Annotated in this window: 14 protein-coding genes; all 14 read right to left on the bottom strand. The window is 40.7% G+C overall.

Annotation, left to right across the window (positions count from 1 at the left end):
• A partial coding sequence (locus G608_RS0110270; RefSeq protein WP_026495936.1) for a GDP-mannose 4,6-dehydratase occupies positions 1-393 on the bottom strand: 393 nt, incomplete at its 3' end.
• 110 nt (positions 394-503) lie between these two features.
• Positions 504-842 carry a hypothetical protein gene (locus G608_RS0110275; protein WP_026495937.1) on the bottom strand — a complete coding sequence of 113 codons (339 nt, stop codon included), beginning with the start codon at positions 840-842 and terminating at the stop codon, positions 504-506.
• Positions 839-1,210, bottom strand: coding sequence for a transporter (locus tag G608_RS0110280; protein WP_035795326.1), 372 nt, complete (start codon positions 1,208-1,210; stop codon positions 839-841). Before G608_RS0110280 ends, G608_RS0110275 begins: the two co-directional genes overlap by 4 nt.
• Positions 1,200-2,177: an SGNH/GDSL hydrolase family protein gene (locus G608_RS0110285; protein ID WP_026495939.1), complete on the bottom strand. Its 978-nt coding sequence runs from the start codon at positions 2,175-2,177 to the stop codon at positions 1,200-1,202. Before G608_RS0110285 ends, G608_RS0110280 begins: the two co-directional genes overlap by 11 nt.
• Before the next feature lie 23 nt (positions 2,178-2,200).
• Complete coding sequence (locus G608_RS0110290) at positions 2,201-3,286, bottom strand: hypothetical protein (protein WP_026495940.1); 1,086 nt, start codon at positions 3,284-3,286, stop codon at positions 2,201-2,203.
• 36 nt (positions 3,287-3,322) lie between these two features.
• Positions 3,323-4,765, bottom strand: a complete 1,443-nt coding sequence (locus G608_RS0110295) for an MBOAT family O-acyltransferase (RefSeq protein ID WP_026495941.1) — start codon at positions 4,763-4,765, stop codon at positions 3,323-3,325.
• Positions 4,766-4,770: 5 nt separating this feature from the next.
• Complete coding sequence (locus G608_RS0110300; RefSeq protein WP_026495942.1) at positions 4,771-5,532, bottom strand: hypothetical protein; 762 nt, start codon at positions 5,530-5,532, stop codon at positions 4,771-4,773.
• Positions 5,533-5,540: 8 nt separating this feature from the next.
• Positions 5,541-6,761, bottom strand: a complete 1,221-nt coding sequence (locus tag G608_RS0110305; protein WP_026495943.1) for a DUF6077 domain-containing protein — start codon at positions 6,759-6,761, stop codon at positions 5,541-5,543.
• A 2-nt stretch (positions 6,762-6,763) separates the two neighbouring features.
• Positions 6,764-7,390 carry a uridine kinase gene (gene udk, locus G608_RS0110310; protein ID WP_026495944.1) on the bottom strand — a complete coding sequence of 209 codons (627 nt, stop codon included), beginning with the start codon at positions 7,388-7,390 and terminating at the stop codon, positions 6,764-6,766.
• 20 nt (positions 7,391-7,410) lie between these two features.
• On the bottom strand, positions 7,411-8,916 hold the full coding sequence (locus G608_RS0110315) for a hypothetical protein (protein ID WP_026495945.1): 1,506 nt from the start codon (positions 8,914-8,916) through the stop codon (positions 7,411-7,413).
• Between the two features lie 86 nt (positions 8,917-9,002).
• Positions 9,003-10,175 (bottom strand): SGNH/GDSL hydrolase family protein, encoded by a 1,173-nt coding sequence (locus tag G608_RS0110320; RefSeq protein ID WP_026495946.1) that lies wholly within the window; start codon positions 10,173-10,175, stop codon positions 9,003-9,005.
• 190 nt (positions 10,176-10,365) lie between these two features.
• Positions 10,366-11,310: a glycosyltransferase family 2 protein gene (locus G608_RS0110325; protein WP_026495947.1), complete on the bottom strand. Its 945-nt coding sequence runs from the start codon at positions 11,308-11,310 to the stop codon at positions 10,366-10,368.
• Positions 11,311-11,323: 13 nt separating this feature from the next.
• Positions 11,324-13,096: a DUF6044 family protein gene (locus G608_RS0110330; protein WP_026495948.1), complete on the bottom strand. Its 1,773-nt coding sequence runs from the start codon at positions 13,094-13,096 to the stop codon at positions 11,324-11,326.
• Positions 13,097-13,111: 15 nt separating this feature from the next.
• Positions 13,112-14,107 carry a radical SAM/SPASM domain-containing protein gene (locus G608_RS0110335; RefSeq protein ID WP_026495949.1) on the bottom strand — a complete coding sequence of 332 codons (996 nt, stop codon included), beginning with the start codon at positions 14,105-14,107 and terminating at the stop codon, positions 13,112-13,114.
• Position 14,108 lies beyond the last annotated feature (1 nt).

The following is a 14,108-nucleotide window of genomic DNA, read 5'->3' on the forward strand; positions in this document are numbered from 1 at the left end:
GAATTTCTTTCCCTCCTTGAAGCTGCCATCAGGAAGCTCCCATGCCTTCTTAGCTGCATTAAGCATTGTAGCTGTACCAAGTACATTGGTCTCTACAAAGATCTCAGGATTAACGATTGATCTGTCAACATGACTCTCAGCCGCAAAGTGAACTACGCGGTCAATATCGTTCTCCTCAAAAATCTTGTTTATAGCATCTCTGTCACAGATATTTGCCTTGACAAAGGTGTAATTGTCTCTATCCTCTACGTCCTTGAGGTTCTCAAGGTTACCTGCGTATGTAAGGACATCCACATTGATAATGCGGATCTCATTATCATACTTCTTAAACATGTAGTGAATGTAGTTTGAACCGATGAATCCGGCACCGCCTGTTACAAGATAAGTTTTCATTATTTAACTCCTATTATTAAAAAAATTTATAATTATTAGGCTCATAAAATTATAACCGCAATGCACATATCATGCAAGGCGGCGCAAAACCGCGTCACTGCGGCATTTGCTCAAACAAGATAAAATACGCATATACCCGAAAGAATAAGAAGCATTCCTATAATCTTATTTTTTGTAATTTTCTCCGCAAAAAGCATTCTGCTAAGAAACATAACCATGATATAGCCAACAGGCTCCAAGATTACCACGTACATATAAGGCATATGACCGTAACATACTATGGCAATAAACATGGAGACAACCAAAAGTCCGTATCCCATGATCACCAGTACGTTCAGATACTGTCTGATAAAATTAGGATATTCCTTCTGTGAGCTTTTCTTAAGAAGCATCTGTGATATGGATGCTATAAGCTGTCCCCCAAGGGCGAGGATAATAAAAGGAATCATAAACTTCCTCCTTCCTCACGGGCCGGCTTATTTAGGATGATTGTACCGGCAATAACCAGTGCAACTCCAATGGCCTTTGACACAGTGACCTCTCCATGGAAAAGGATAACACTCCATAAAAGTGACCAGAGGAGCGTCATTGCCTTATTGGCATAAGCAATTGAAAGCTCAAATTTTTTCAACAGCTGCTGCCACAAAATAGCATATACACCAAGAACCGCAAAATCGAGTAAATAAAACAGTATGAATTTTGCAGATAAAAACTCGTAATTTGAAACGATCTTACTTATTACAGTTGTAAGTGAATAAATTAAAACCGCACCCTGAAGGAATAATATGGCCTTAAGGGATACCTTTTTATTTTCCATAAATAGCCTCCGCAAAGTGAGCTGCTATATGCTTGTTGCATTCCTGATTAACATGGATGTTATCAAGAAGATATTCTGAGCTGTTTCCCTCATCGATGGTTCCGTAGTAGTTATCAATAAATGAAACGCCCGTCTCTCCGCATACATCAATCATATGCTGCATGTAGGTTGTGAGCTTACCGTTACCGAAATCTACTCTGTCTCCGTTTTTAAGACTTCCGTCAGAATCATAGGCATAGCAGAAGGTAAATGACATGCATACTATTCTGATATAAGGATATTTTTCCTGAATCTTCTTGATTCCGGAACGCAGCGCACCCATGTAAGTCACCGGATCCACATCATTACCGGGATTCATTCCGGGTCTAAGGCTAATATAATCAAGGGCATCATAGTAGACCACAAGGGTATCAACCTTGTCAAAATCAGTATTTTCAAGGCTTCCGAGACTCAGTACGTAGGTATTATCCTCTGTAAAGGAATTGAGCGCTTCATCCATACTGCTAAAGTCACCTGATACGATGGAATCCGCAATATTATTGAAGCTAAATCTGTCCATAGCGTAGTCAGCCTGATATTCAGCGTTCTTTACAGAAATTGTACTTCCCGGAAAGCCCGCATTGATAACTGTTGCCCCTGTCTTATCCGCAACAAGTCCGCAAAAGCCTGTCTTGGAATAGTCATAGGTCACAGCATCATTGCCAAGGACAAGTATGGTCTCCTGACCATCATCCTCATGACCTTCCTTTTTATCTGCGGGAAGAACGAAAATCTGATCAAGGACCTCTACCTCAAAGTCCTCCGCATTGACATCAGAGGTATCAACCTCTCTTCCCTTATTCCAAATGCTCAGCTTCACAACTACAAAAATAATTACAAGTGCAATTACAGCAAGCACCGCGATATGCACCCATACCGGAACAGAAGATCCCCGTTCCCTATTGTCATCTGATCGTAAATTCGGCAATGTAAATTCCCTCCATACCTGCTTTAATAATACTCTGCAGTTAGTAGAGCGTCGAAATCAAAGTCATCCACAATACGCATCATCTCCGAAAGCTCATGTTCAAACTGCTCATTACTTATGACCTCATGCTCGCCGCTTGCAAAGCACTCCGCCATATAACGATTTATTTCCGGCTTATAATGTGTATAATCCGCATAGTTATTAAGATCTGTAACTATTTCTTCCATATTCTGAAAATAAAACAGACGCACATTATCATACGACAAAAATTCGGATGCCGCAAATCTATATTGATTAAGCGTTGCTTCAAGGTGATTCTCGGTTAAAACATTATTCCAGTAAAGAATGCTGTAGGGAGGCACGAATACATAAAAGGTAGTTTCCGGATGAGCCTTTATAAACGGCAGTATATTTTCATCCAGATTTTTCTTAGTCTGAGGTATCAAAAGATCTGGATCCATGACCTCCTCCACCCTTTCAGGGGCCTCATACCCATGCATGACGAAATTGATGTTGTAGTATTCCTCTGTCCACCAGCTGGCATATATCTCAGACATATTCGAAGGCTTTTTCTGAATATAAGGCCTGAAAATATACTCAAGGATAACATCCTTATTCCAAAGATACTTTACATCATTAAGAAGGTTCTTATCATAGAGATGCTCCGGCAAAGGATATTTTATCTCATCCGTCGCTGCCGTAAGAGTCGGAATATCCAGCACCATGAAAACAGCCTTAACATCATTTTTACTTCTGGCAAGAGTATCCTTGTCATATACGATGCTGAGGATATTGTAATCATCCCTTGGATATGCACCGCTGTATGAAAGCTTAAGCGTATTAAGTCCCATAAGCTCGTTAAAATCATCCGTATGGAAATTCACAGTCATGGAAGATCCTATTATACAGCTGTCATAGGTCATATTCCTTGCCATGCCGGGATTTTGCGAGAGCTGATTATCAACAACGTAAGGAAATCCGGAAAGCGGCTCATGATAATGAAAAAAAGGATCTACATATATCACCAGTGCGCTTATGAGGATAAGCATCATCGCTACCAAAATCGCAAAGATCAGTATTAACTTTTTGGCAAATGCATCTTTTTTCATAAAGCTCCAAAAATATAATGCCTAAATTATCGGCAATTAGAAATTCACATAAAGGAATGTACTTACTCTTCCAAGACTAAGGGTACACCACACAAAAAGTCCGGCTAAAAGAACCATATATATTATTAAAAGTCCGCGATGTTTTCCATTACCTGCTGCGAGCTCATATCTTTTTTCAAAGCCGCCCGCAAGCTCTTTTGCACTCTTTCCCGCAAACACAAGGAGACATGCAAGAATCATAATAAACCACATACAAACATAGCCGCTCCAGCTATAGCCCGGAATAGGAGTAACCTTAAGAACATACCATAGCTCATCCAGCTGAAAACATTCAGCCAGCTTAATACTTATCCTAAAGCCGCTCCAGGCGGCAGGCTCAACAATTTTCCCAAGAAGCGTAAGAGCATCGGCGGCGCTCCCTGCCCTGAAGAATACCCATGCTGCAGTTACATATATAAAAGTAAAGAATCTGTTCTTAAATCTCTCAGGTGATACAACTCTTGTAATCACCATCATAAAGCCGTGCATAAGCCCCCATATTATGAAGGTAAAGCCTGCTCCGTGCCAGATGCCGCTAAGAAGGAACACAATAAGAATATTAAAATATGTTCTGACCGTTCCCTGTCTGCTGCCTCCAAGCGGAATATATACATATTTTGTAAAAAACCTGGTGAGAGTAATATGCCATCTGTCCCAAAACTCTGCTATATTCCTTGCCTTATAGGGAGAGCTGAAGTTGATCTCAAGGTCCATACCGCACATTCTGCAAATACCCTCAGCCATATCACAGTATCCGCTGAAATCAAAATATAGCTGAAGAGAATAGCTGAGAGCAACTACAATTGCATCTATCGCAGTGAGTGTCTGAATATTGGAATATCCATAATCCGCCCCAAGCCCCAGGGCATCTGAAATAAGAACCTTCTTGGCAAGACCCAGTATAAAAAGAACCATTCCCACAAGAATATCCTTTGCCGAAACCCTCTTTTTAATAAGGGAGTTAAGCTCGCCTGTTATTTTTTTATAATCAGCAAGAGGTCCCTGCATTATTTTAGGAAAAAACAGAATGTAACTAAGATATTCGGAAAGTCCGAAGCGTTCTACTTCCTTCTTTTTTAACATCACAAGAAATGCTATCTGCTGGAAGGTGTAAAAGCTCACAGCCACCGGCATTACAATGCTGCCATTATATTTAAAGAAGCAAAGAAAGACAACATTTCCGAGAACACCGGGAATCAGAGATATGTCTTTTTTATCTATCAGATACCCCCAGATAATATTCCAAATTATGCTCACAAAAAGAGCACCTATGCTTAATGCTCCGTAGCCTGCAAAAAACAGGGCTGACATTGCAATAATCCAAAGGCGCATGATAACTACGGCATTATCTCTCGTACTGAAAAATCTCTGGATTAAATGTATTCCGAGAATAAATACCGGCAAATATACAAATATGAATATGTAAGAATTAAAAGTCATAGGAATCAGTTTACCATTTTAGGGTCTTCATAAATATTATATGCATCTACCTCCGCAATGAGGGTAAGGCCCATATCTTCCAGGTCCACATCAATACTTCTGCCCTTGGCCATAACAATATATCTGCACTTAGTCTCTCTTGTTGCAGCAAGAAGCTCCTCCGCATTGATGGTCTCCACGTTCTCATAAGCCTCGTGAACAGCATTGTAATATTTCCATGCAATAATATCTCTTCCATAGGGCATCATGATATTCGTGTCATACTGTCTTACAAAATGAACAAGCTCCTCAGGGAATACCGCCCTTACTCTGGGTTCACCCTCCTTTGGAGATATCACATCACAGACATCAATTGCAACCTGAGGTATATGATATAGATTCTCAGCCCTTTGCATATACTGATTTTTATAAACGATGCTGCCACAAAGAATTATAAGCGCGCTTACAACAACCGCACCTATTCTTCTGTGAGATGCAAACAGCTTACATCCGGCATAGGCGATACATACCCCAATAGGAAGAAGCCAAAGTATTCTGTAATAGGTATCTGCGCCGTCATCTAAAATCGCAACATAGGCTATTCTAGTAAAGGGAACAAAAAATCCCAAAAGTACAATGGCCGGAGCAATGGCTATCACCATTTTTTTCCTGTAATCCTTTTCTGCAATAAGTAGATATATAAGTGCTGCGGCAAAAAGAACAAGCATAAAGCCGTTCCCGCCGTACTGCTTAAATATCACCCAGCTTTCCATAAAAATTCCGTACATAATAACCTCTACATAGATTTATATACCAGCAGATATATCACGCTGGGAATTATTGAAAGAACCGCCTTGACGATGACCTTAAAATCTCTCGTATAAATAAGCAAAAGGAATGTCAAAAGCGCTGTAAAACCGCATGCAAACATGATACCCATGGAGCTCATAATACCTGCGCACATATTTACCATAAAAAGGATCACCCATGAACAATTTCTGATAATCCTCGTTCCGCCTGCTGTCTCTTCCTTCCACAGATATCCGGGCTTTCTGCAATCATCAAACATCCATAAAAAGAGCCACAATATCAGCGGAATGATGAAATTGGAAACCATTGCTTTGCCCTGCCAGGTGCGCATCATAAGAAACGTCTCTGCAGTGTAAATCGAAGTATTTCCAAACATGATAAAAAGAGACATAAATATCATAAAAATCGGAACCAGCGCCTGTTTTCCGGCAAGAAGAATCCTTCCGATTTCAAGATAGATAAGGTAAATAAGAGGAATAAGCACAAGGGGCATGACTGAATGGCAAAGAATCGTAGCATGAACACCGCTGACTTTTGCTATAAAGGCTTCCCACATGGTAAACACTGCCATGGCATGTCGTAAATCAAGGCTTGTGGAGCTTCCCGTATAGGGAAGAATAGTGTTCATCACACCTGCCTGCTGTGCCAGCAAAGACTCTACAACATAATAAGCATCATCCCCGTCAAAGGGCGCCATAAACACAGTCATAAACAGCTGAAACAACACAATAAGGAAAAATATCCCCCAGAAAACATAGCTTTCAAGGCTGTACTGTACCTTCATCACCCTCACATCGGTTCTGGGACTGATAAGCGCTGAAGGGTCCGCTTTCTCCTCACCCGGGAAAGTAAGCTTCATGAAGGTATGAATCCTTCCCCCTCTAAAATCCTCAGAAAATCCGGGAACATAGCCGTCACAGATTTTTTTCCTGACTCTCTTAGCTGTAGCATAGATACCAAACAAGGAGAGAATAATCTCACATGCAGCAAAAATCCGCACGCACATCTTAAATGCACCGTACTTTATCAAAATCATACAGGGGATCGATACAACCTCAAACACAGCAAAAGAAAGGATAAAACCACACAAAAAGGTTATCCCAATGGTCTTTTTTGTGTTAGGAAGAAGCCCCTGTAAAAGAAGTCCCATGCACATCGGTATTATTAAAAGCCATAAAATCAGAGCAAGAACCGAAAGCACAATCATCCTCAGCGTACCTCCTCCCTGAGCATGGACTGAAGATGTTCAGTAAAGATATTGATACCTGTAAGATTCTCGCCGCCTCTAGGAATAATAAGGTCGGCATATTTTTTACTGGGTTCAATAAACTGCTCATGCATAGGCTTAACTGTTTCGCCATACTGCGTAAGAACAGAATCAACGCTTCTGGCTCTCTCGATAGTATCTCTTCTGATACGTCTCATAAGTCTCTCATCGGCATCAGTATCTACAAAAACCTTAACATCCATAAGGTCTCGGAGTTCTTTATTTTCAAGAATAAGGATTCCCTCAAGCAAAATTACAGGCTTGGGAACAACGTGAACAGTCTGATCGGATCTGTTGTGAATAGCGTAATCATATACAGGAATATCGATTTCCTCGCCTCTCTTAAGCTTCTTCACATCCTCAATAAGAAGCTCTGTATCAAAAGAGGAGGGATGATCATAATTAAGTCTGCTTCTCTCATCATAAGAAAGGTCATTATGGGCCTTATAATATGAATCATGGCTTATAACAACAATATCATCACCAAACTTTTCTCTTACCCTGTTGACAATGGTGGTCTTCCCCGAAGCTGATCCTCCCGCAATTCCTACTACACAAACTTTAGACATGTAATCTTTCCTTTCTTATCTCATTTTGTGGAAACATATTCCGTCTGCTCTGGTTCATAATACAGATGGGCAAGTATCTCTCCACTATTATTATCATATATCAAAATCTGAATATCTTCATCATAATGAGTATCATCATATAAATAGTTGATGCTCTCATCACTTGAAGGATAAAGAAGTCTGAAATTCTTCTCAATCGGAATATAGGTAAGCTCACCTATGGCTGTACCAACATTTTCTAAGGTCTCCATGCCACAGGCCTCATATTTGCCATAGGCTGCATCCTTAATAAGTATGTATGGTCCATCAGAAGCTGCTGCCCTGTCTATTCCATCAGTCCCGGAAAGCCTTGCTATCAGGTGCTTAATCCCCTCATCATGAAAGGCTTCCGATTCAGTATTTACGTAAACTATACTGCTGACATCAGCCCTCATAAGAAGATTAAGCTCACATCTTATGTCATTTCCGGAAAGCAGCATATCATCCATTTCCGTATTAAAATCAGCAGAAAGCTCATCCCACTTGGAATACTCGCTATCACCTCTGTGGTCTGCAATGTCTGCATTCTGACCAAACCACTCACCGATACGATTTGTGACCTTGATAGCTCCGTTTACATTAAGGTGACCATGATCATTAAGATCCGTTGCCTCATCAATGATGCCATCTTCCTTTAGCATATTGATACAGGGAACGCCGTATCTTGCTGCCACAGCTTCGGCAGTATTTGCTGCGATCTGGTCCTTTGTCTCAGCAGAGAAAGGCAAATACGTCACAAGAATCCCTATTCCGTCTCTCTGGCACTCATCGATAATCTTCATCAGATACTCTTCGCCAACAGTGTGCTCATCAAGAACCTGCCCCTCCTCACACTGAGGATATTCATCCACGTCGGTTTTTACGAGATATCGCATCTCAGCGCCCATTGCGGAATTTGTGGGCATAGTGCCTGTAAGTCTCTTGAAATCGTTACCTTCAAGCTCCTTCCATCTGTCGTGATAAACCATGAAGTTGAAAAGAAACTGATTCCTGATATCCTTATCCTCAATCAGATCGTTTACAGCTGCTATCTTAAGTCTGCTTAAGGGATATGCATCCATATTAAGATGAAGCTGTTCTATGGATGTCTTACGCTCATCCTCAGGTGTATCCTCATAGCATTTATCAAGATACTGATAATTTTTCTCAAGCATATAGGCATCAACTACCACATATTCAGGTTTGCAGTACTGAAGTGCTCGTATAAGCTGCCAGTAGCTCTCCTGTAAAAGACTCCCGTGACCTCCAAGATTATATGATGTGATACCGTAATTCTCATAAAGCACCAGCGGGTTGATACCATTTATCACGTGGGATGATCCAATAAAAAGAACATCAAGATGATCTGCCTTTGCCTCTTCAAAGAAGGCTGCGTTCTTCTCGTAGCTGGATTTTCTCTCTGTGACAAGCATTGCTGCAAAAACAGCACCTGCAAGAATGATTAAAAAAATAACTGTGCTGATAAGCAAGTGGGGTCCTTTTTTCATCAAAAAGACTCTCCTTCCTAAAAAATGGGCTTCAGGGAATTTAAAAATACCCTGAAGCCCATTATATCGCATAATTATATTAGTTGTTAATTATTATAAGTAAATGAATTAATCTCAATGTATGGAAGCTCTGAATCATCGCGTCCAAGAGATTTGTTCAGGAAATGTGCCAAAACAGTGGCATAAACCTGTCTTCCTATCTCTTTGTAATGAAGTCCGTCAGCGAGATAATCCTCAAAGGTAGTAATCTTCAGATCAAAATATGTGGCATACATGGTATCAAGGTAAAAAAAGCCGTCATCCTCACAGAGGTTCCTTGATATATCAGCATATTCCGCAAGAGTACCTATTCCCTTGCTAACAGTGTAGCTGTCTCCTATAACATATCCGTCAGCACCGTACCAGATGCAGTATGAAGGACTGCAGATGATGAACTTTGCCTTGGGACTTATGGAGCTCAAAATATCGCATCCCTTATTAAGCGCACCTCTGAAGGAGTGAATATCAAAGGGCTCGCCTTCGGTACTTAAATCCTTACCATTGATGTAATCATTTGCACCGTATTCTATAACATAGAAATCAACATTTGCAGGATTAACCTTATGATAATCCTCTGCTGCTGATGTATTGTCCATAAATGAGTCATCAGGAAGCTGTCCTGCAAGTGCATAGCATATACCTACAAAGCATGAGTCCTTGATATCCTGCGGAAGATCACTTGCTCCTCTCTCTATAGAAGCGCAGGTTCCGCCGATTCCAAGATTGTAAACTCTTACATCATCGCCCATAAGAGCTCTGGTATAAGCCGGAATCTCACTTCCTGTATCCCTGGCATTATCAAACTGACTGTCACCAAGAAAAACTATATCTATAGTATTATCTTCTGGGGCAGCTGCCTCTGCTTGTGCCTCAGCTTCTGCTGCTGCGGCAGCGTCTGCCTGAGCATCCTTCTGAAGTACATCCACAGGCTGTGTTATCTCTTCCTCTGCAATCTCAGGCTCAACTATATCGTCAGGATTAAATGAAGCTTCTACAGATGAAGCATCACTTGCAGAATTCTCAGCGTCAGCATTCTCAGTAGATGCTTCTCCACTGTTTACATCATTAGCATCGTTCGCTTCTGTTTCAGTCACATTCTCTGCAGAAATATCTGTCTGTGCCTGATTTGCTTTATTTTGTGCAGATAGTACTGCTTCCTTTGAGCATCCGGCAGAGAATACCACCATAAGTGTCATGGCAAGTGCCAGCTTCTTTCTCATAAAAACTCCTCTCAATAAGTCGGTCAAAAATTAATAATCCTTTTGATAATAGCATGAATTAATTTTTTTAAAAGGAAAGCTCATAAATCTTAAGATAATCTTAAGATTATGGACACAGTAAGTTCAAAATAAAAAACCGCATAAAAATGCCCTCTCCACAGGATTTACCAATAAAGAGGACATATCACTGTCAGGATTTTTTAAGCTTCTCTTTCTTTTCGGAATGGAGGCTTATCAGCCTCATTTCAAATTCCCTTCGGTGGTTTATGGTCATATTATTGAGTATAAGTCCCGAAAAGATTGAAAGCAGTGCTGCCATCATCACAAAGCCGCACACGATCAACGTGGGGAACCTTTCAACAAGCCCCGTCTCAACAAATGAAATAAAAATCGGGATAAAGAATACTATTGAAATGATAGCAAATACGGCTGCAAGGATTGAGAAAAATCCCATAGGCTTATAATCTCTGTAAAGCCTGCCAATGGTCATAAGTACGCGCATTCCGTCCGAATAGGTATTGAGCTTTGACTCTGATCCTTCAGGTCGATCGCGGAACTCTATAATGTAGTTCTCAATCTGCATATGATTATTTACTGCGTGAATCGTCATCTCTGTCTCAATTTCAAAGCCTGTGGACAAAACAGGAAATGTTTTTGCAAATTCGTAGCTAAATGCACGAAATCCAGTCATAACATCTCTTATATCGCAGTCGAAAAGTCTATTGATACTGCCTCTTACAAGGCTGTTTCCAAAATTGTGGAAAGGTCTCTTATTCTCCGTAAAGTATGTTGATGAGAGTCTGTCGCCTACAACCATATCCGCATTTTTATTAAGTACAAGCTCGCACATTCCAGGAGCAGAATCCATGGGATAAGTGTCATCTCCATCCACCATGATGTAGCACTCCGCATCAATTTCGCGGAACATTCTGCGGATTACATTACCCTTTCCCTGAACATACTCATGTCTTACCACTGCACCTGCTGCCTTAGAAATCTCTGCAGTTTTATCCGTGGAATTATTGTCATAAACATAAATAACCGCATCGGGTAAAGCTGCCCTTGAATCCCTTATTACCTTTTCAATTGTCTGTGCTTCGTTGTAGCAGGGTATTAAAACCGCTATCTTGTCCATTACTTAACCTTCCTTACTTAACCTCATATACATAAATCACATAGGGTGATGATTCATCACTGTATGTGCCCCTTAAGCTGAGGTTCTTTTCTGCTGCATTTGATATATCTATTCTTGAGAAAATATATCTGCAGCCCAGCTCCTTCAATGCTTTGCTGTCTATATAGATATCGTTATCCGTAACACCGGTATAGCTTCTTGTGGCCATTACGATGGAATCATCCGTTCCCGAATACAGATAGCACCTGGCTCCCCACTCATCGAAGTATATTCTGGTATTTTCCTTCCGAAGAAGCGCAGGCTCTATAACCTTTCTGAAAGCATCCTTGTACTCCTGAGTATAAAAGCCAAGATATCCGTCAACAGTGGATATGCCGTTATATTCAAGGACTGCCGGATGCATTCCGTATGCCGCTGACCAGTCATCCTCTGAATAATCAATATCGGATTTTATTATATCAAAAAGCTTCTCGGAATAGAATTCTCTGTAGCTAAGTCTGTCCACCTCGTGACCTGTCTTTATTCTGTAGGCAGTTCCATAGGCTGTATCATAAAGATCGTTATAGTGCTCCGAGCCTATAAGAATCACGAATACCGCTATAACCGGGATAATGGCAGAGCCAAAGATCAGAAGCTTCTTGTAAACATCACTTTTTTTATCTTCTGCAGCCTTAGCCATCCGATAGCATATTATGAAAAGAGATGCATACCATAAAAATGGGCTAAAGAAGATGGTTCTGTTAAACTGCCACCCTGTTAGAGGCGGAAGAAGAGTGGCCACAAGATTTCTCATGGCCTCACTGTAATAAGCTCCGTAAACCGCACTGTTAAATATAAGAAGTACAGCAAACAGGTTATATACATCACCGAAAATCCCCCGGATATTCTTTTTATAAATGTATCTTACATTAAGGAAAACGAAATATATGATACATACCGGCAAAACAAAGTATGAATGGGCATCATCTGCGTGCATCATGCCATTTTTCCATACATCAAAGGACTCTCCGAATATCTGAGGAAGTGTCATACTTGCATCCTTCATGGAGCTTCTGATAGTCACTTCATCCGAAAACAGCATGGTTCCGAAAAGGCGGTACTCCAAAATCGCAAATCCGGCTGACAGAACCACAAGACCTATGCAAAGAGAAAACGACAGCTTTTTATCTGCTATCCATCTCCAGATTATAGCAAGAACAAGGTATCCAAGAATAAACATTCCAAAATAGGAAAAATATGAAACTACCGGATAAAAAAACAGGAGAACGTAGTATTTAATGGATTTTGCTGACAATCCTTCCCTGTAGATCCGTCTAAGCAGATAAATGACAAGGGGAATCGACGCAAAGGGTATTCCAAAGGCCGGGAACAGATTAAGTATTCCATAGGCAAAACCGCATATATATGCAGGGGCATCGCATTTAAGGCCAAAATCCTTTGCAAGAAGAATACAAGAAACAAGTGCTGTTACAATCTTCAGAATGTAGCCCAGAATATATGCTGTATAAGCGGGAAATATCTCAAATAATACAGAATAAAGATAGAATTCACCAGGCAGATTATCTCTGCTGATCCCATGAAGAAACGGCACCAGCGCATCATGGGCAAAAAACGTATCCGTATTTTGCATCATTTTGTACTGAGCCATAAAAAGATCAAGATTATCGGGTATAGCAATATAGCTGTTTTCACCAACCACCATGTACATGGTAAAAACAGCCATAATAAACAAAGTTATAAGCAGGATATACCATCTTGAAAGTATTTTTCCGGCAAAATCCTTCACAGCTACTCCTTAAAATCAGTCTTCCTTCTTAATAAGCTTCATTCTCTGCTGACCGCCGAGCTTGTTTGGATCTCTTCCCTCAAGAATGGCGTTAACCATAGTCATACGGAAGCCTGCATCAATGAAATCACAGTGCTTGCAGAAGGGCTCGTTCTGACGGCCACCGGCAATCTTTCTTCTGACCTCCATGAACTTTTCTGAAGCCCAGCCTTCCTTAAGGCTTACCTTACTAAGATCGGCAAAATCAGTAACCTCATAGTTATCACAGCAGCAAAGGCCAAGCTTACCGTTAGGCATGATCCACATATCTGTGAAGGGAAGAAGACAGGTCTCCTTTATAACCTTCTCAGTAGCCTGTTTATTAGGTGCAGAACCTGCTCTGTTTGTAAGAACTTCCTCCAAGTATCTCATCTGAATCTCGATATCAAGATCCTTAAACTCCTCGGGATTAGCCTTAACATACTCATATATCTCCTGAATGTTGTCATGGAGCTTAAATTCCATGCTGTAGTTGTTGATAATGAGCTGATTGATATAGGGCTTTATCTGCTTTACCTTATCAATATTGAGAATAAGTCCGTTGGTACTCATGAAAATGAAGCTCTCAGGGAGCTTTTCTCTGGCATACTTATGTCTCTCAACAATCTTTGTATCAAGCCAGGGTTCGTTATTTCCATAAAGGGTAAGATGTCCCTTGTAGCCCCAGTCAGCAAGCTGGTCGATGATGTTTTTATAAAGGTCATCATCAATCTTGCAAAGAGGTCTCTTCTCTGCGTGAACATTAGCTGTACAGAATGCGCAGGTGGAGTTACATCTGTTGATGGTCTCGATATTTACAACATTGGGCATCGGAACCTCAGGTGCATTCATGAAATAATCGATATATTTCTGCTGAGATTTGTGTCTTGTAACGAACTGAAGCTTCAAATATGCTTCACTTGCAAGCATAGGAAAATGCTTTCTTGCAAACCATCCGAATTTACCCATGAAACTGTTTATCTTAATTGGCATT

Source organism: Butyrivibrio sp. WCD3002 (genome assembly GCF_000424265.1).
In the GTDB taxonomy this organism is placed as follows: Bacteria; Bacillota; Clostridia; order Lachnospirales; family Lachnospiraceae; genus Butyrivibrio.

Bases quoted from the DNA above. Each gene is read 5' to 3' on its own strand.
- G608_RS0110325 (WP_026495947.1), bottom strand. From the start codon at position 11,310: ATGGACAAGATAGCGGTTTTAATACCCTGCTACAACGAAGCACAGACA.
- G608_RS0110305 (WP_026495943.1), bottom strand. From the start codon at position 6,761: ATGATTGTGCTTTCGGTTCTTGCTCTGATTTTATGGCTTTTAATAATA.
- G608_RS0110335 (WP_026495949.1), bottom strand. From the start codon at position 14,107: ATGCCAATTAAGATAAACAGTTTCATGGGTAAATTCGGATGGTTTGCA.
- G608_RS0110280 (WP_035795326.1), bottom strand. From the start codon at position 1,210: ATGGAAAATAAAAAGGTATCCCTTAAGGCCATATTATTCCTTCAGGGT.
- udk (WP_026495944.1), bottom strand. From the start codon at position 7,390: ATGTCTAAAGTTTGTGTAGTAGGAATTGCGGGAGGATCAGCTTCGGGG.
- G608_RS0110275 (WP_026495937.1), bottom strand. From the start codon at position 842: ATGATTCCTTTTATTATCCTCGCCCTTGGGGGACAGCTTATAGCATCC.
- G608_RS0110315 (WP_026495945.1), bottom strand. From the start codon at position 8,916: ATGAAAAAAGGACCCCACTTGCTTATCAGCACAGTTATTTTTTTAATC.
- G608_RS0110295 (WP_026495941.1), bottom strand. From the start codon at position 4,765: ATGACTTTTAATTCTTACATATTCATATTTGTATATTTGCCGGTATTT.
- G608_RS0110320 (WP_026495946.1), bottom strand. From the start codon at position 10,175: ATGAGAAAGAAGCTGGCACTTGCCATGACACTTATGGTGGTATTCTCT.
- G608_RS0110290 (WP_026495940.1), bottom strand. From the start codon at position 3,286: ATGAAAAAAGATGCATTTGCCAAAAAGTTAATACTGATCTTTGCGATT.
- G608_RS0110300 (WP_026495942.1), bottom strand. From the start codon at position 5,532: ATGTACGGAATTTTTATGGAAAGCTGGGTGATATTTAAGCAGTACGGC.